The sequence below is a fragment of the Streptomyces sp. NPDC030838 genome (genome assembly GCF_055572035.1).
In genome coordinates, this window is the sequence record NZ_JBVIED010000001.1 from 1,347,458 (window position 1) to 1,364,710 (window position 17,253).

Genomic DNA, 17,253 nt, shown 5'->3' on the forward strand with positions numbered 1-17,253 from the left:
ACGACTGGCCGTGGATCCCGCATGTCACCGCGGTCGCCGGACGCCGCGGTGATCCGCCCCGGTCAGGACAGCGGCGGGTAGGCGTTCCGCATCAGCTGCTGGAACTGCGCGGAGAACCAGTGCCCGGAGAGCGGGGCGTCGGGCAGCGCGCCGGACATGTTGTTGTTGTTCCGCGGGTTGCCGGTGTACGTCGGGTCGCACATCCGGTCGAAGCCCTTGCCCTCGTCGTTCGGGATCTCCTTGCTGGCGCCGTCGGACTCACCCGGCGGCTTCATCCAGACGTAGGCGTCGATGCCCGGCTCGGGCGCGGCCTGCGGGCGTTCGCCGAGTCCGGCACCGGCCTGGTTGCACCAGTTGCCGGTGTTGAGCCGGCGGTCGTAGCGGCCCCCGTCGACGTAGGTGTCGACGTTGGTGGTGGCACCCGGACCGGTGGGCCGTGCGGTACCGCCCCAGCCGTTGCGGGAGGTGTCGATCAGCATGCCGATCTTCGAGTCGAAGCCGATCGAGACCAGCTTGTCGCGCATGGCCTGGGCGTACGACAGCTCGTCGACGTAGCGGTTCCAGTCGACCCACTTGGACTGGCGCACGGACGTCCCGTTGACCGTGTCCGTGATCTTGAAGTGGTCCTCCTTCAGCGCGCTGTAGTTGGCCGTGTTGACGATGAAGCCGTGCACGTCGGCGACGGTCGCGCCCTCGGTGGTCGCGGCGGTCTTGAACATGTCGGCGGAGGGGCCGAAGTTGTCGTCCCAGCCGAGCCAGCCGTGGTGGCCGGCGTCGACGTAGTTGTAGACGTTGGGGATGTCGCCGAGCTTGTTCAGGGCGTAGCCGATGCCCTTCTGGTAGTTGCCGTTGGCCTTCATCACGTCACAGTTCGGCGTGGCGGTCGGCCGCGGGGTGACGTTGGTGACGAGGTTGGGCAGCGAATCCAGCTCCACCGTGGTGACGATCCGCAGGCCCCGGTACTTGGGGTCGGCGAGGATCGCGGCGATCGGGTCGATGTACTGCGTCTTGTACTTGTCGATCTCGGTCGGGCCGAGTTCGCCGTTGGACGCCAGCGCCGCGCAGTCACGGCCGGGCAGGTTGTAGATCACGAGCTGGACGACGAGCTCGCCGGTGCCCTTCTGCTGCAACGCCTCGTCGAGGTGGGCGCGCAGGCCCATGCCACCGTTCACGCCGTTGATCGCGGCGGTCCGGTCCAGCCAGACACCGGTGGGCTGGTTGGCGATGCGGCTGCCGCCAGGCTCGGCGGCGGCCTTCCTCGACCACTCGGGGTTCACGTACACCTTGGCGCCCTGGTACGGGTTGTCGACCCTGCCCGTCGGGTTGGGCGGCGGGTCGGTGGGGCCGCCGGGGCCCCCGCTGCCGTCGTCGACGTTGCAGGTGACGCCGTCGAGGGTGAAGGTGGCGGGGATCGCGTTGGTGCCGCTGTAGCTGCCCTGGAAGCCGAAGCTGACCGAACCGCCGGTGGCGAGCTGGCCGTTGTAGCTCTCGTTGGCGGCGGTGACGGCGGTGCCGCTCTGGGTGACCTTGGCGTTCCAGGCGTTGGTGACCTTCTGGTTGCCGGCGTACGACCACTTCAGCGACCACGCGGACTTGGCGGCGCCGTTGTTGGTGAGGGTGACGGCGGCGGTGAAGCCGGTGTCCCACTGGTTCTGCACCTTGTAGTCGACGGTGCAGGGGACGGCGGCGGCGCCGATGTCGGCGGGGATCGCCGCCATCGCGGTCCCGGTCGCACCGCCCACGAGCGTCAGTGCGGCGAGCAGTGCTGTTCTCGTTCGGGTACGGCTCATCAGTGCGGGTTCCTCTTCTCCGACGTGTGTGTCAGGTACTCGTCCCTCAGGAGTGCGCGGCTGAGGGCGCGTTGACCGAAGCGACGTCAACGCGAGCGGGAAAAAGGCGTGCGCAGAGAGGGCCTCGCGAGGGCGGGCACGGCTGCGCCGACGAGTAAAAGACCTGAACGCGGGGGGTGACGCATGAGCGACTCCTTGCGGCTCGGACGGGTCCGGGCGGACACGTCGTCTGGCGGAATCGCTCCCACTGGTGATGGCGAAGGTAGCGCCAAGTGACGGTAAAGAACAGAGGAGTTGCTTGACTTTTCGTCCGGCACGTTCATCGAATCTTTTCGACTCTTCAAACATCTTGACCGCTCCTACCCCCGTCCTCACTATGGGAGCGCTCCCACTGGTTCAAGCCTTGACTTTCCGAGCCGAAGTTGTCGCAAGGAGGAACCAGCTCATGCCACCCAGAACCGGACGCCGCGCCGCGCGGCGACTATGGACCGCCGTGGTGGCGGCCCTCGCCGTACCCCTGTCGATGCTGGCCGCGAACCCGACCCCCGCGCACGCGGCGGCGCTCCAGTGCAGCGTCGACTACAAGACCAATGACTGGGGTTCCGGCTTCACCGCGGACCTGACGCTCACCAACCGCGGTACGGATCCGATCGACGGCTGGACGCTGACGTACTCCTACAGCGGCAACCAGAAGCTGACCAACGGCTGGAACGGCACCTGGTCGCAGTCCGGCCAGTCGGTCACGGTGAAGAACCTGTCGTACAACGGGCGGATCGCCGCCGGCGCGGCCGTGTCGACGGGTGCCCAGTTCACCTACAGCGGCGCCAACACCGCCCCGACCTCCTTCGCGGTGAACGGCACCACCTGCGCCGGCGCCCACCAGCCGCCGATCACCGTGCTGACCAGCCCCGCCCCGGGCGCGGTCTACACGCAGGGCGACGCGGTGCCGCTCGCGGCCACCGCCGCCGCGGCGGACGACGCGACCATCACCAAGGTCGAGTTCTACGACGACACGACCCTGCTGGGCACGGACACCACCGCGCCCTACACGCACTCCGCCTCTGGTTTGACCGTGGGCAGTCATTCCCTGGTGGCGAAGGCGTACGACAGCCTGGGCGCCTCGGCGTCCTCCACGCCGGTCGGCGTCACCGTCGCCTCGGGCCCCGCCGTGGTGGCCTCGCCCGCCCAACTGCCCGTTCAGCAGGGCAAGACGGGCACGTACGAGATCCGTCTGTCGACCCAGCCGTCCGGCAACGTCACCGTGACCACGGCGCGCGCCTCCGGCAACTCCGGTCTGTCGGTGACCGGCGGCGCCTCGCTGACCTTCACCCCGTCGAACTGGAACACCCCGCAGAAGGTGACCATCACCGCCGACTCCTCCGGGACCGGCGCGGCCACCTTCGAGTCGACGGCGACCGGGCACGGCAAGGCCTCGGTGACGGTCACCCAGATCGCGGCGAGCAAGGAGTACGACGCCCGCTTCCTGGAGCTGTACGGGAAGATCACCGACCCGGCGAACGGCTACTTCTCCCCCGAGGGGATCCCCTACCACTCGGTGGAGACGCTGATCGTCGAGGCGCCGGACCACGGCCACGAGACCACCTCGGAGGCGTACAGCTATCTGCTGTGGCTCCAGGCCATGTACGGCAAGGTGACCGGCGACTGGACCAAGTTCAACGGCGCCTGGGAGATCATGGAGAAGTACATGATCCCCACCAAGGCCGACCAGCCGACGAACTCCTTCTACAACGCGTCGAAGCCGGCGACGTACGCGCCGGAGCTGGACACGCCGAACGAGTACCCGGCGAAGCTGGACGGGACGGTCTCGGTCGGACCGGATCCGATCGCCGGTGAACTGAAGACCGCATACGGCACGGACGATGTCTACGGTATGCACTGGCTGCAGGACGTCGACAACGTCTACGGCTACGGCAACTCCCCCGGCAAGTGCGAGGCCGGCCCCACGGACACCGGCCCGTCGTACATCAACACCTTCCAGCGCGGCGCCCAGGAGTCGGTCTGGGAGACGGTCCCGCAGCCGACCTGCGACGCCTTCAAGTACGGCGGCAAGAACGGCTACCTGGACCTGTTCACCGGTGACTCCTCCTACGCCAAGCAGTGGAAGTTCACCAACGCCCCGGACGCCGACGCGCGCGCGGTGCAGGCCGCGTACTGGGCGGACATCTGGGCCGAGCAGCAGGGCAAGGGCTCCCAGGTGTCGGCCACCGTCGCCAAGGCGGCGAAGATGGGCGACTACCTGCGGTATGCGATGTACGACAAGTACTTCAAGAAGATCGGCAACTGTGTGGGGCCGACGGCCTGCCCGGCGGGCAGCGGCAAGGACTCCTCGCACTACCTGCTGTCCTGGTACTACGCCTGGGGCGGCGCCACCGACACCTCGGCGGGCTGGGCCTGGCGCATCGGCTCCAGCCACGCGCACGGCGGCTACCAGAACCCGCTCGCCGCGCACGCCCTGGCCAACTACCCGGACCTGAAGCCGAAGTCGGCGACGGGCCAGGCGGACTGGGCGAAGTCGCTCGACCGGCAGCTGGAGTTCTACCGCTGGCTGCAGTCGGCCGAGGGTGCCATCGCCGGTGGTGCGACCAACAGCTGGCAGGGCCGCTACGCGACCCCGCCGGCCGGCAAGTCGACCTTCTACGGCATGTACTACGACGAGAAGCCCGTCTACCACGACCCGCCGTCCAACCAGTGGTTCGGCTTCCAGGCGTGGTCGATGGAGCGCGTCGCCGAGTACTACCAGCAGACGGGCGACGCCGACGCCAAGGTCGTCCTCGACAAGTGGGTCGACTGGGCGCTGTCCAAGACCACCGTCAACCCGGACGGCACCTTCCGGATCCCGTCCACCCTCCAGTGGTCGGGCCAGCCCGACACCTGGAACCCGTCGAGCCCGGGCGCCAACACCGGGCTGCACGTCACCGTCGCCGACTACACCAACGACGTCGGTGTGGCCGCCGCGTACGCCAAGACCCTGACGTACTACGCCGACCGCTCCGGCGACACGGAGGCGGCCCGGGTGGCGAAGGCGCTGCTGGACGGCATGTGGAACAACCACCAGGACGCGCTCGGCATCGCCGTGCCGGAGACCCGCGCCGACTACAACCGCTTCGACGACCCCGTGTACGTCCCGAGCGGCTGGACCGGCACCATGCCGAACGGCGACCCGATCAACTCCACCTCGACCTTCGACTCGATCCGCTCGTTCTACGAGGACGACCCGGCCTGGTCGAAGATCGAGAGCTACCTCGCGGGCGGTGCCGCGCCCGTCTTCACGTACCACCGGTTCTGGGCGCAGGCGGACATCGCCCTCGCCATGGGCTCGTACGCGGAGCTCCTCGAATAAGTCCCCGCCGGGCGCTCCGCGGGTCGGGGCGGTACGTCCGCCGCGGGCCGGTCGTGGCCGGTCGCGCCCGCGGCGGAGCCGCAGATCGATGCGGCCCCGCGCCCCTGCCGGGGCGCGGGTGCTGACCGCGCTTCTCCGGAACCGCCTGAAGGCTCCGCGTGCGTGGTCTCGTCACCTGACGGCGAGGCCATCCGGCCGGGCGGTCCCCACCCGCACTGGGGGCCGCCCGGCCGTCGCACGTTCCCCACCGCAGCCCACCGCAGCAGGAAGGACATCCCCACCGTGCGAAGAACCCGCATCCTCACGGCCGTGCTGGCGCTCGCGGCCGGCCTGCTCGCGGGCTCCCCGCCAGCGCTGGCGGCCGAGCCCGTGGAGCGAGAGGTGTCGATCGCCGCCGACACCTACACCTGGAAGAACGCCCGGATCGACGGCGGAGGTTTCGTCCCCGGCATCGTCTTCAACCGCAAGGAGAAGAACCTCGCCTACGCCCGCACCGACATCGGCGGCGCCTACCGCTGGCAGGAGTCGACAAAGACCTGGACGCCCCTGCTCGACCACATCGGCTGGGACGACTGGGGCCACACGGGCGTGGTGAGCCTGGCGTCCGACGCCGTCGATCCGAACAGGGTGTACGCGGCCGTCGGCACGTACACCAACAGCTGGGATCCCGGGAACGGCGCGATCCTGCGCTCCGCCGACCGGGGCGCCAGCTGGCAGAAGACGAACCTGCCCTTCAAGCTGGGCGGCAACATGCCGGGCCGGGGCATGGGCGAGCGCCTCGCCGTGGACCCGAACAAGAACAGCGTGCTGTACCTGGGCGCGCCCAGCGGCAAGGGCCTGTGGCGGTCGACGGACTCGGGGGTCACCTGGTCGCAGGTGGCGAACTTCCCGAACGTCGGCACCTACGTACAGGATCCGAGCGACACCTCCGGCTACGCCAGCGACAACCAGGGCATCGTCTGGGTCACCTTCGACGAGTCCACCGGCACCGCCGGCAACGCCACGAAGACGATCTACGTCGGGGTCGCCGACAAGGAGAACGCGGTCTACCGCTCGACGGACGCGGGCGCGAGCTGGCAGCGGCTGGCGGGACAGCCGACCGGACACCTCGCGCACAAGGGCGTACTGGACACCGTCAACGGTCATCTGTACATCGCATACAGCGACAAGGGCGGCCCGTACGACGGCGGCAAGGGCCAGCTGTGGCGGTACACCACCGCGACCGGCACCTGGACGAACATCAGCCCGGTCGCCGAGGCCGACACCTACTATGGCTTCAGCGGCCTGACGGTCGACCGGCAGAAGCCGGGCACGGTGATGGCCACGGCCTACAGCTCCTGGTGGCCGGACACCCAGATCTTCCGCTCCACCGACAGCGGCGCCACCTGGACGAAGGCGTGGGACTACACGTCGTATCCCAACCGCGAGAACCGGTACACGATGGACGTCTCGTCCTCCCCGTGGCTGACCTGGGGCGCCAACCCGTCACCGCCCGAGCAGACCCCGAAGCTCGGCTGGATGACGGAGGCGCTGGAGATCGACCCGTTCAACTCCAACCGGATGATGTACGGCACCGGCGCGACGATCTACGGCACCGAGAACCTCACCAACTGGGACTCGAACACGAAGTTCACCGTCAAGCCGATGGTGCAGGGCCTGGAGGAGACCGCGGTCCTCGACCTCGCCTCTCCCCCGTCGGGCGCCCCGCTGCTCAGCGCGCTCGGTGACATCGGCGGCTTCCGGCACACGGATCTGACGAAGGTCCCGCCGATGATGTACACCTCGCCCAACTTCACCTCCACCACCAGCCTGGACTTCGCCGAGTCCAACCCGAACACGGTGGTCCGGGTCGGCCATCTCGACTCCGGCCCGCACATCGCGTTCTCCACGGACAACGGCGCCAACTGGTTCGCCGGGACCGACCCGTCCGGGGTGAGCGGCGGCGGCACGGTCGCGGCGGCGGCCGACGGCAGCCGGTTCGTGTGGAGCCCCGAGGGCACCGGAGTGCACCACACGACGGGCTTCGGCACCTCATGGCAGGCGTCCAGCGGCATCCCGGCGGGCGCGATCATCGAGTCGGACCGGGTGGACCCGAAGACCTTCTACGGCTTCAAGTCCGGGAAGTTCTACGTGAGTACGGACGGCGGCGCCACCTTCACCGCGTCCGCCGCGACCAACCTGCCCGGCGGGGACAGCGTGCGCTTCAAGGCGCTGCCCGGCACGAAGGGCGACGTGTGGCTGGCGGGCGGCGCGAGCGACGGGGCGTACGGGCTGTGGCACTCCACCGACGGCGGCGCCACCTTCACCAAGCTGTCCGACGTCGAGCAGGCCGACACCATCGGCTTCGGCAAGGCGGCGGCCGGCGCCTCGTACCAGACGCTCTACACCAGCGCCAAGATCGGCGGGGTGCGCGGCATCTTCCGCTCCACCGACAAGGGCGCCACCTGGACGCGGATCAACGACGACGCCCACCAGTGGGGCTGGACCGGTGCGGCGATCACTGGCGACCCGCGCGTGTACGGCCGGGTGTACGTGGCGACCAACGGCCGCGGGGTGATCTACGGCGACACCTCCGACACGGGCGGCGGTGGCGGCGGTGGCGGTACGGACCCGACGCCCACACCGACGGGCGCCTGCGCGGTGACGTACAAGATCACCAACCAGTGGTCGGGCGGCTTCCAGGCGGACGTGCAGCTCGCCAACACCGGGAGCACCGCCTGGAACGGCTGGGCGCTGAGCTGGACCTTCCCGAACGGGCAGACGGTGTCCCAGATGTGGAACGCCGAGCACAGCTCCTCGGGCGGGACGGTGACGGCGAAGAACGTCGGCTGGAACGGAAGCGTGGCCGCGGGCTCGTCGGTGGCGTTCGGCTTCACGGGAAGCTGGTCGGGGACCAACGGGAAACCGACCGCGTTCAAGCTGGGTGACCAGTCCTGCACGGTGAACTGACCCGAAGGGCGCGCACCGTGCCGGTGCGCGCCCTCCTTACGATCAGGGCGTGTACACGGTCGGCCGCGGGGCGGTCGGCATGCCGTTGCCGAGGAAGAAGCTCGGGTGCGGGGGCTGGTTGTAGGCGGTGTTCTGCCAGGCGAGCGCGGTGCGGTACTGGGTGTCGTGCAGCAGGGTCGTGATGCGGGTGCCGGTCTCGTGCGGGGTCGAGTAGATCCGCAGGGCCCGGTTGTCGCCGGTGCGCCAGACGACCTCCTCGCGCCAGTCGCCGAGGATGTCCCCGGACAGCGCCGGGGTGGACTTGGTGCCGTTGTTGGAGGAGACGCCGGAGCCGGTCAGCAGGCGGGTGTCGGCGGAGGTGCCGTACTTGTCGATGCGGGTGCCGTCGAGGAGTTCGCGGACGGTGTCGCCGTCCCACCAGCTGACGAAGTTGACGCTGGACGGCTCACGGCCGAGCGAACCGCCGGTCGCCGAGCGCAGGGTGGTGTCCGCGGCCGACCAGGACTCGGCTCCCGCCGAGCCGGCGTGGACGTCGGCGGAGACGCCGCGGCCGTTGTCGGAGCCCGAGGCCGTCTGCCACAGGATCTGGCCCGTCCGGGCGTCGGCCATCCAGGAGCCGGGCTTGGAGGAGTCCTCGGAGACCTTGAAGTACTCCAGGCCCGCCCGGGACGGGTTGAGGTCCCCGACATGCCCCGCGTCGCCATGGCCGAGCTTCGTCGTCCACAGACCGTAGCCGTTGTCGTCGACGGTCATCGCGCCGTAGACGATCTCGTCCCGGCCGTCGGCGTCCACGTCCGCGATGGACAGGCTGTGGTTGCCCTGGCCGTCGTAACCCTTGCCCGCGTTGGTGGAGGAGTTGGTGTCGAAGGTCCAGCGGCGGGTGAACTGGCCGCCTCGCCAGTCCCAGGCGGCGATGACCGTACGGGTGTAGTAGCCACGGGCCATGATCAGCGACGGGCGGGAGCCGTCCAGGTAGGCGGTGCCGGCCAGGAAGCGGTCGACGCGGTTGCCGTAGGAGTCGCCCCAGGAGGAGACCGTGCCGCGGGCGGGGACGTAGTCGACGGTGCCCATCGCCTTGCCGGTCTGCCCGTTGAACATCGTCAGGTACTCGGGCCCGGACAGCACATAGCCGCCGGAGTTGCGGTGGTCGGCGGAGGCGCTGCCGATGACCGCGCCGGTGCCGTCGACCGTGCCGTCGGCGGTCTTCATCGCGACCTCGGCCTTGCCGTCACCGTCGTAGTCGTACACCTGGAACTGCGTGTAGTGCGCGCCGGAGCGGATGTTGCGGCCCAGGTCGATCCGCCACATACGGGATCCGTCCAGCCGTATACCGTCGACGATCGTGTTCCCGGTGTAGCCCGACTGCGAGTTGTCCTTGGCGTTGGTCGGCTGCCACTTCAGGACGAACTCCAGGGCGCCGTCACCGTCCAGATCGCCGACGGAGGCGTCGTTGGCCTCGTAGGTGTACGCGACCCCGTCCGGGGTCGTACCGCCGGGGGGCGGACTGAGGGGGACGTCCTTGTAGCCCGTGCGGAACTGGACGGCGTGCACGGAGTCGGCCTGTTCGACGCCGTTCACGATCGCGCGGACCGTGTAGTCGGCGTGCGCGGGGGCGCCGGAGTGGAAGTAGTTGGTGGAGCCGGTGATCGGGGTCGCGTTGACCTTCGTACCGGCCCGGTAGAGGTTGAAGGAGACGTTGTCGGGATCCGTGCCCAGCCAGCGCCAGCTGACCAGGTTGCCGGTGCCGGTGTGGACGCTGACGACGCCCCGGTCCAGGGCCTCGACCTGCCGGGCGGTGGCCGCTTCGGCGGTGTCCGGGCCGAGGACGGTCAGCCCGGCGCCGCCGAGCAGTGCGGCGGTGGCGGTGAGGGCGGAGACGACGGCCCGGCGGCGTCTGCGGTGGCGGTGGGCGTGCGGGTGCGGGTGCTTCACGTGACGTACCTCCCGGGGAGGACGGACGGGTTGTGCCCGTCAGTCGCCGCCGGTCGGCGCGAGGTTGCCGCCGTCTCCCTGTGTCTTGCGGAACGCCCGCAGGGTGAACCAGGGGTCGGGGCGTGGCCGGTCCTGGTCGGGCAGGGCGGCCAGGCGTTCCGCGAACCCGTCGGCGCGGGGGTCGCCGGGCGGCAGCGTGACGAACCAGCCGCGGCGCAGGTCGGCGATGGTGCGGCGGGGGCTGCGGCCCTGGCCGCGGCCGGGGAAGCGGGTCCGGCCGGCCGGGAGCAGACCGTGGGCGGCGGCGTACGTCTCGACGGCCGCGGACTCGTCGACGGCGCGGGTGCGGGGGCGGGCGGCGAGGACGGCGTCGATGTCGCTGCCGACGTTGTGGGCGGCGGCCTTGTCGACGGTGGTGACGTAGACGCCGCCCGGGCGCAGCACACGCGCGCACTCGGCGACGACGGCGCGCACGGCCTCCTGGTCCGGCAGCAGGTGGAGCAGCCACACGCTGGTCACCGCGTCGAACGTGCCGTCGGGGAAGGGCAGTCGGCGGGCGTCGGCGCGGAGCACGGTGCCCGGAAGGCGGGTGGCGGCGCGGCGGACCATCTCGTCGGTGAGGTCGACGCCCGTCACCCGCATCCCATCCCGGGCCGCGGCCAGCCGCCGGGTGACGATGCCGGTGCCGCAGGCGAGGTCGAGCAGGGTGCGGGCGCCGCCGGGCACCAGGCCGAGGACGCCCTCCGCGGCGGCCGCCGCGCGCGGCTCGCCGCCCCGGGAGGCGTCGTAGCGCTCCGCCTCCTGGCCGTAGTCGAGCACCGCCGGCTCAGCTCGCGCCGTGGGCCGGGGCGAGGTCGGACACGCGGCGGGCCAGCTCGACGTCCAGCTCGGTGACCTTGCCGCCGACGCTGTGCGTGTTCACCGAGAGGGTCACGGTGTGGTAGCCGAGGGTGAGGTCGGAGTGGTGGTCCAGCTCGTCCTGCACCCGGGCGATGTGCACGACCAGCGCGGCGGCGGCGATGTGCGAGCCGAGCCGGTAGGTGCGGGTGAGGCGGTCCTCGTCCAGCGACCAGCCCGGCAGTGCGGCCAGCCGGTCCTCGATCTCCTGCGGCGACAGCGGTTCGACGGCCATGACCTCGCTCCTTCCCCGGACGTCCTCGTCCAGCCTGCCACAGGGGTGCGGTCGCAGTCCTGGTCAGAGGGGCCGTCGGGGGTCGGCTCCGGTCGCATTCGGCCGTCGGGAATTGGTCGGTGTCATATGCGCCATATGCGTCAGACGCCACCCTCGCACTCGGCCGCCAGGTCGTCCGCCAGCGCGGCGATCCGGTCGCGGCCCTCGACCCGCCGCACCCAGGAGTGGGGCAGGCCCACATCACCGTACCGGGCGCCGAGGAGGTTGCCGCAGATCGAGCCCGTGGAGTCGCTGTCGCCGGAGTGGTTGACCGCGAGCAGGAGCGCCTCCCGCACCCGGTGCGGTTCGGCGAGGGCGCAGTACACGCCGATGGCGAGGGCCTCCTCGGCGGTCCAGCCGGCGCCCAGCTTCTCCACCCGCGCAGCGCCGGGGCTGCCCTCGGCGGCCAGGTCGAGGGCCTGTTCCAGGGCGGCGCTGGTCTCTTCGTGGCCGGGGTGGACGGCGAGCAGGCGCAGGGTGCGCAGGACGGCGCCCTCGACGGAGTCGCCGGCGATCAGATGGGCGGTGATGGCGGCCAGCGCGCCGGCCGCGTAGGAGGCGGTGGGGTGGCCGTGGGTGAGCCGGGAGCACCGGGCGGCGAGGTCGAAGGCGCGGTCGGCGGGGGCGCCGGTGAGTCCGAAGGGCGCGGAGCGCATCACGGTGCCGCAGCCCTTCGAGTTGGGGTTGACCGGGCCGAAGCCGCCGAGCGGGGCGCCCGTGTCGGGGACGTACGGGTGGTGGAGTCCGGACAGGCAGGCGTTGCCGGGGGCGCGGCGGGCGTAGAGCCAGGGTTCGGCGAGGAGCGGGCGGTCGAATCCGGGGTGCGCGGCGACGGTGCCGTCGGGGCCGGGCTGCTGCTGGGTGCGCAGCCAGCGCTGGTAGGCCTCGTACAGCAGCTGGTGGGCGGCGCCGCCGATGCCCTTCTCCCGTTCGCGCCGGCGGGCGGCGAGGATGCCTTCGACGGTGAACAGGGTCATCTGGGTGTCGTCGCTGATCCGGCCGGCGACGCCGGTCGCGTCGGGGACGAGGGAGGTCACGCCGCGCGGGCCGTGGGCGGCGCGGATGGCGTCCAGGGAGCTGAACTCGACGGGATAGCCGAGGGCGTCGCCGAGCGCGCCGCCCAGCAGACAGCCGCGCACCCGGGACCGGTACACCGCCCGTGCCTGCCGGTTTCCTTGCTGCCACGGCTCGTTCACGGGGTCCCTCCTCGACTACGGTCGTCCACATGAGCATTCTCACGTCCGCGCCCGCCGGGCCCGTCACCGCCCCCGCCGACCAGGGCGTCGGCCCGTTGCTGCGGGCCTGGCGGGAGCGGCGGCGGATCAGCCAGCTGGAGCTGGCGCTGCGTGCCGACTCCTCCGCCCGGCACATCAGCTTCATCGAGACGGGGCGGTCCCGGCCGAGCGAGGAGATGGTGCTGCGGCTGGCCGAGCATCTGGAGGTACCGGTGCGGGAGCGCAACGCGCTGCTGCTGGCGGCCGGTTACGCCCCGCGCTATCCGGAGACCCCGCTGGACGACCCGGCGATGGGGGCGCTGCGGGCGGGCCTGGAGCGGCTGATCCGCGGCTATGAGCCGTATCCGGCGCTGGTGGTGGACGCGACGTACAACGTGGTCGCCGCGAACCGGGGCATCACCATGCTGCTGGACGAGGTGCCCGAGGAGCTGCTCGGGCCGCCGCTGAACGCGATGCGGCTGACGCTGCACCCGCGGGGGCTGGCGCCGCGGATCCGCAATCTGCGCGAGTGGCGGGGGCATCTGCTGGCGCAGATGGAGCGGCAGATCGCGCTGCACCGCTCGGCGCCGCTGCGGGCGCTGTACGAGGAGGTGGCGGCGTATCCGGTGCCGGAGACGGCACCGGTCGCCGAACCGGAGGAGCCGGTCCCGTACTTCGCGCTGCCGATGCAGATCGAGTACGAGGGCCGGATCCTGTCGTTCATCTCGTCGATCTCCACCTTCAACACGCCGATGGACGTGACCGTCGCCGAGCTGGCCATCGAGACGTTCCTCCCGGCCGACCCGGCGACGGTCAAGCACCTTCAGGAACTGGTCTCCTGACGGACCTTCAGCGCCATGTGCTGGAGGGCGGCGAAACCGGCGACGGTGAGCGCCTGAAGCACGGTCCACACCGCGCCCGCGGTGCTCGGGGTCAGCCACAGCGCGAGGGCGAGGAAACTGAGCACCGCCCAGGCGAGGTTGGCCTCCACCACGACCCGCACGGGCAGGGTCGCCGGGTGCGGGCGGGAGGCGAGCAGGCCGACGCCGGCGGCGTAGACGGCGAGGAGCGCGCCGAGCACCAGAAGCAGCCCGGAGTCGACGCCGAGCAGGTCGCCGAGCGGGCCGGAGACGGCGAGGTAGGCGACGGCGTTGGTGCCGGTGACGACCGCGTCGAGGGCGAGGAAGCGGCGCAGCATGGTGCGCGGGTCGGAGGTGCGGGCGAGCGCGGCGAGCTGGGTGGCGGACATGGTGGATCATCCTCCGGCGAGGTCGTCGGTGCAGGGGCCCGGGTGCCGGGGCGGAGTGCGCCGCCCCGGAACCCGGTGCGTCAACGATCGCGCCGGGCGGGGTGCCGGGTCGATTACCCGGGAGGTAATGGGAGGTCATGCCCGGTGCGGCGGGGGCGCAGGGGTGTCTGCCGGTGCCGGTGCCGGCGGGGCTCGGACGTCTCCCGCCAACGGTGTCTCATAGGGCGAGCAGCGCCCCGCGAACCCGTGTGTGCGCGGCCGGAACATGACACACTGCTCGCGGACTTCCGGCGCGTAGGGGAGGCGTGGCGTGAGTGAGCGGCGGCCGGCGCCCACCGTGGGCCAGGTGGTGCTCGGCAAGCGGCTGCAGGAACTGCGGGAGGCGGCCGGTCTGAGCCGCGAGGACGCCGCCCGGGTGCTGCGGGTGGCCCCGGCGACCGTACGGCGGATGGAGATGGCCGAGGTCGCGCTGAAGATCCCGTACGTGCAGCTGCTGCTCGGCGCGTACGGGGTGCCCGAGGACGACGTGGCGGCGTTCGTCACGCTGGCCGAGGAGGCGAACCAGCCGGGCTGGTGGCAGCGGTTCCACGACGTGCTGCCGGACTGGTTCAGCCTGTTCGTGAGCCTGGAGGGCGCGGCCCGGATGATCCGCTCCTACGAGCCGCACTTCGTGCCCGGTCTGCTGCAGACCGAGGAGTACGCGCGGGCCGTGCTGGAGGCCGGGACGATCGGGCAGACGGACCGGCAGACGCTGGAGCGGCATGTGTCGCTGCGGATGGCCCGGCAGGAGCTGCTGGAGCGCCCGAACCCGCCCCATCTGTGGGTGATCATGGACGAGACGGTGCTGCGGCGGCCGGTGAGCACCCGGCCCGAGGTGATGCGCGGCCAGCTGGACCGGCTGCTGGAGGCCGTCGAGAGTGACCGGATCACGCTCCAGGTCGCCGAGTTCGCGAGCGGCCCGCATCCGGGGACGTACGCGCCGTTCGCGCTGTTCCGGTTCGCCGAGCCGGAGCTGCCGGACATGGTGTTCACCGAGTATCTGACGGGCGCGCTGTACCTGGACTCCCGTACGGAGGTCTCCGCGCACCTGGAGGTGCTGGACCACATGACGACGCGGGCCGCGTCGGCGCGGCGTACGAAGAAGATCCTTCAGGAATGCCGTGGGGACTACTGAGCGGTACGTTCCGGCCGTGTGTGGTCTACCGGACACGGGATCCACGGTAGTTGGGGCCTCGCCCGGAGCGGCGGGGCCGGGAGCGGGCCGGTTCCTGGAGAGCCGGCCAGTGCACACGCTCCTCGCCACTCTCAACGTATAGCGCACTGGGGGGCTTGCGGCAAGGCCCCCTTCGTACCGCAGAATCTCTGGCCTGAGCCGGAACCTGCGGAAATGGGAGTTTCACGAAGTGCGTTCCTCTTTGTCGATGTCCACCAGCGCGTTCAACCTCCCCGACCGTCTCTCCGCCAAGGCCGACCCGGCGCTGATCGCCCACGACGAGCGGCAGTTCGCGGCCGTCGCGGAGAGCCTGGAGCAGGCGATCGCCGAACTGTCCGGCCGTCTCGACGAGTTGCGCAGGGCGCCCGGCGGTCTCGGCCGGGAGGCGATGGAGCGGGACGTGGAGATCCACCGGCTGACGGGCCGGCTGCGCGCCCTGCGCCGCTTCGGTCTGGATCTGTGCCTCGGCCACATCGTCCGGGCGGACGACCCCGAGCCCGTGTACATCGGACGGCTCGGCCTCACCGACAGCGCGGGGCGCCGGCTGCTGGTCGACTGGCGCTCCCCCGCCGCCGAGCCGTTCTTCGCGGCGACCCACGCCAACCCGATGGGTCTGGCCAGCCGTCGCCGCTACCGCTGGACCGGCGGCCGGGTCAGCGACTACTGGGACGAGGTGTTCGCCGCCGACGGGCTGGACGGGCATGCCGCGCTCGACGACCAGTCCGCCTTCATCGCCAGTCTGGGCGGCAGCCGGTCGCCCCGGATGCGGGACGTGCTCGCCACCATCCAGGCCGACCAGGACGCCGTCATCCGGGCGGGGTCCCGCGGTGCCCTGGTCGTCGACGGCGGTCCGGGCACGGGCAAGACCGTCGTCGCGCTGCACCGCTCCGCCTACCTGCTCTACTCCGACCCCCGCCTCGGTCACCGTCGGGGCGGCGTGCTGTTCGTCGGTCCGCACCAGCCGTATCTGGCGTACGTCGCCGACGTCCTGCCCAGCCTCGGCGAGGAGGGCGTCACGACCTGCACCCTGCGGGACCTGGTCGCCGAAGGGGCCGGAGCGGGGATCGAGAACGACCCCGAGGTGGCCCGCCTGAAATCGTCCGCGGACATGGTGAAGGCAATCGAGAAGGCCGTCCGGTTCTACGAGGAGCCGCCCGCCGAGGGCATGACGGTCACCACCGACTGGGCCGACCTCCGGCTGACCGCCGACGACTGGGCGGAGGCGTTCGACGCACCCGCGCCGGGCACGCCGCACAACGAGGCGCGCGAGCAGATCTGGGACGAACTGGTCGCGATCCTGCTGGACAAGCTCGACGGTGAGGTGCCGCCCGACCTGTTCCGGACGTCGCTGCTGCGCGACACGGAGCTGGTCGACACCCTGCACCGCGCGTGGCCGCTGATCGAGGCGGCGGACCTCGTCGGAGACCTCTGGTCGGTGCCCGCCTACCTGCGGATGTGCGCCCCCTGGCTCAGCCGCGAGGAGGTGCGGAGGCTGCAACGCGCGGAACCCCAGGCGTGGACGGTGTCCGACCTGCCGCTCCTGGACGCGGCACGGCAGCGGCTCGGGGACCCGGGGGCGGCCCGGCACCGGCGCCGGCAGGAGGCCGTCCTCGCCGCCCAGCGCGAGCGTATGACGCAGGTCGTCGACAACCTGATCGAGGCCGCGTCCGCCTCCGGCGCCGACGGTGACGACGGGGAGGGCCTGGTGACCATGCTGCGCGGCCAGGACGCCAGGGTCAGCCTGGTCGACGAGTCCGAACTGCCCGCCGCCGGACCGGATCCGCTCGCCGGCCCGTTCGCGCACATCGTCGTGGACGAGGCCCAGGAACTGACCGACGCGGAGTGGCAGATGCTGCTGCTGCGCTGCCCGTCCCGGAGCTTCACCGTCGTCGGCGACCGGGCCCAGGCCCGGCACGGGTTCACGGAGTCGTGGCGGGAACGGCTGGAGCGGGTCGGGCTCGACCGGATCAGCGTGGCCTCGCTGAGCGTCAACTACCGGACGCCGGAGGAGGTCATGGCGGAGGCCGAGCCGGTCATCCGGGCCGCCCTCCCGGACGCCAACGTGCCGACCTCCGTCCGCAGCAGCGGGATTCCCGTCGTACACGGATCCGTCGCGGACCTCGACTCGGTCCTCGGCTCCTGGCTCGCCGCGCACGCCGAGGGGACCGCCTGCGTCATCGGCGCTCCCGCGTTCCGGGAGACGCCCCGCGTCCGCTCGCTGACCCCGGAGCTGTCCAAGGGGCTCGAGTTCGACCTGGTCGTCCTCGTCGACCCGGAGAGGTTCGGCACGGGGGTCGAAGGGGCGGTCGACCGCTATGTCGCGATGACGCGGGCGACCCGGCAGCTCGTCGTCCTCACCAGCTCCTGAAGCACG

11 protein-coding genes are annotated in these 17,253 nt (G+C 71.3%); 5 read left to right on the plus strand and 6 right to left on the minus strand.

The window, feature by feature from the left end; all coding sequences use genetic code 11:
- Positions 1–62: 62 nt before the first annotated feature.
- Complete coding sequence (locus ACZ42A_RS06060; RefSeq protein WP_468525913.1) at positions 63–1,790, minus strand: glycoside hydrolase family 6 protein; 1,728 nt, start codon at positions 1,788–1,790, stop codon at positions 63–65.
- A 445-nt stretch (positions 1,791–2,235) separates the two neighbouring features.
- On the opposite strand from ACZ42A_RS06060, the gene ACZ42A_RS06065 reads away from it, so the two are divergent.
- Both ACZ42A_RS06065 and ACZ42A_RS06070 read left to right on the plus strand, forming a co-directional pair.
- Positions 2,236–5,151 (plus strand): glycoside hydrolase family 48 protein, encoded by a 2,916-nt coding sequence (locus ACZ42A_RS06065; protein WP_468525914.1) that lies wholly within the window; start codon positions 2,236–2,238, stop codon positions 5,149–5,151.
- A 282-nt stretch (positions 5,152–5,433) separates the two neighbouring features.
- The gene (locus tag ACZ42A_RS06070; RefSeq protein WP_468525915.1) at positions 5,434–8,100 is read left to right on the plus strand and encodes a cellulose binding domain-containing protein; all 2,667 of its coding nucleotides are present in this window, start codon (positions 5,434–5,436) and stop codon (positions 8,098–8,100) included.
- Positions 8,101–8,142: 42 nt separating this feature from the next.
- Here ACZ42A_RS06070 and ACZ42A_RS06075 read toward each other — a convergent pair whose 3' ends face one another.
- The 4 genes from ACZ42A_RS06075 to ACZ42A_RS06090 all read right to left on the minus strand — a co-directional run bounded on the left by ACZ42A_RS06075 (position 8,143) and on the right by ACZ42A_RS06090 (position 12,399).
- Positions 8,143–10,032: a rhamnogalacturonan lyase gene (locus ACZ42A_RS06075; protein ID WP_468525916.1), complete on the minus strand. Its 1,890-nt coding sequence runs from the start codon at positions 10,030–10,032 to the stop codon at positions 8,143–8,145.
- A 39-nt stretch (positions 10,033–10,071) separates the two neighbouring features.
- The gene (locus ACZ42A_RS06080; protein ID WP_468525917.1) at positions 10,072–10,851 is read right to left on the minus strand and encodes a class I SAM-dependent methyltransferase; all 780 of its coding nucleotides are present in this window, start codon (positions 10,849–10,851) and stop codon (positions 10,072–10,074) included.
- Positions 10,852–10,858: 7 nt separating this feature from the next.
- Positions 10,859–11,164 (minus strand): 4a-hydroxytetrahydrobiopterin dehydratase, encoded by a 306-nt coding sequence (locus ACZ42A_RS06085; protein WP_468525918.1) that lies wholly within the window; start codon positions 11,162–11,164, stop codon positions 10,859–10,861.
- Between the two features lie 140 nt (positions 11,165–11,304).
- The gene (locus tag ACZ42A_RS06090) at positions 11,305–12,399 is read right to left on the minus strand and encodes an ADP-ribosylglycohydrolase family protein (RefSeq protein WP_468525919.1); all 1,095 of its coding nucleotides are present in this window, start codon (positions 12,397–12,399) and stop codon (positions 11,305–11,307) included.
- A 29-nt stretch (positions 12,400–12,428) separates the two neighbouring features.
- Here ACZ42A_RS06090 and ACZ42A_RS06095 point away from each other — a divergent pair, with 29 nt between their 5' ends.
- The gene (locus tag ACZ42A_RS06095) at positions 12,429–13,259 is read left to right on the plus strand and encodes a helix-turn-helix domain-containing protein (protein ID WP_468525920.1); all 831 of its coding nucleotides are present in this window, start codon (positions 12,429–12,431) and stop codon (positions 13,257–13,259) included.
- On the opposite strand, the gene ACZ42A_RS06100 is transcribed toward ACZ42A_RS06095, so the two are convergent.
- Positions 13,241–13,666, minus strand: a complete 426-nt coding sequence (locus ACZ42A_RS06100; protein ID WP_468525921.1) for a hypothetical protein — start codon at positions 13,664–13,666, stop codon at positions 13,241–13,243. The two genes, ACZ42A_RS06095 and ACZ42A_RS06100, sit on opposite strands and share 19 nt — an antisense overlap.
- 310 nt (positions 13,667–13,976) lie before the next feature.
- Here ACZ42A_RS06100 and ACZ42A_RS06105 point away from each other — a divergent pair, with 310 nt between their 5' ends.
- Both ACZ42A_RS06105 and helR read left to right on the plus strand, forming a co-directional pair.
- Positions 13,977–14,840 carry a helix-turn-helix domain-containing protein gene (locus tag ACZ42A_RS06105; RefSeq protein ID WP_468525922.1) on the plus strand — a complete coding sequence of 288 codons (864 nt, stop codon included), beginning with the start codon at positions 13,977–13,979 and terminating at the stop codon, positions 14,838–14,840.
- A 247-nt stretch (positions 14,841–15,087) separates the two neighbouring features.
- Positions 15,088–17,247, plus strand: coding sequence for an RNA polymerase recycling motor ATPase HelR (helR, locus tag ACZ42A_RS06110; RefSeq protein ID WP_468525923.1), 2,160 nt, complete (start codon positions 15,088–15,090; stop codon positions 17,245–17,247).
- The last annotated feature ends 6 nt before the right edge of the window (positions 17,248–17,253 follow it).

Coding starts and splice junctions, on each gene's coding strand:
- ACZ42A_RS06060 (WP_468525913.1), bottom strand. CDS start 1,790: ATGAGCCGTACCCGAACGAGAACAGCACTGCTCGCCGCACTGACGCTC.
- ACZ42A_RS06065 (WP_468525914.1), top strand. CDS start 2,236: ATGCCACCCAGAACCGGACGCCGCGCCGCGCGGCGACTATGGACCGCC.
- ACZ42A_RS06085 (WP_468525918.1), bottom strand. CDS start 11,164: ATGGCCGTCGAACCGCTGTCGCCGCAGGAGATCGAGGACCGGCTGGCC.
- ACZ42A_RS06095 (WP_468525920.1), top strand. CDS start 12,429: ATGAGCATTCTCACGTCCGCGCCCGCCGGGCCCGTCACCGCCCCCGCC.
- ACZ42A_RS06100 (WP_468525921.1), bottom strand. CDS start 13,666: ATGTCCGCCACCCAGCTCGCCGCGCTCGCCCGCACCTCCGACCCGCGC.
- helR (WP_468525923.1), top strand. CDS start 15,088: ATGTCCACCAGCGCGTTCAACCTCCCCGACCGTCTCTCCGCCAAGGCC.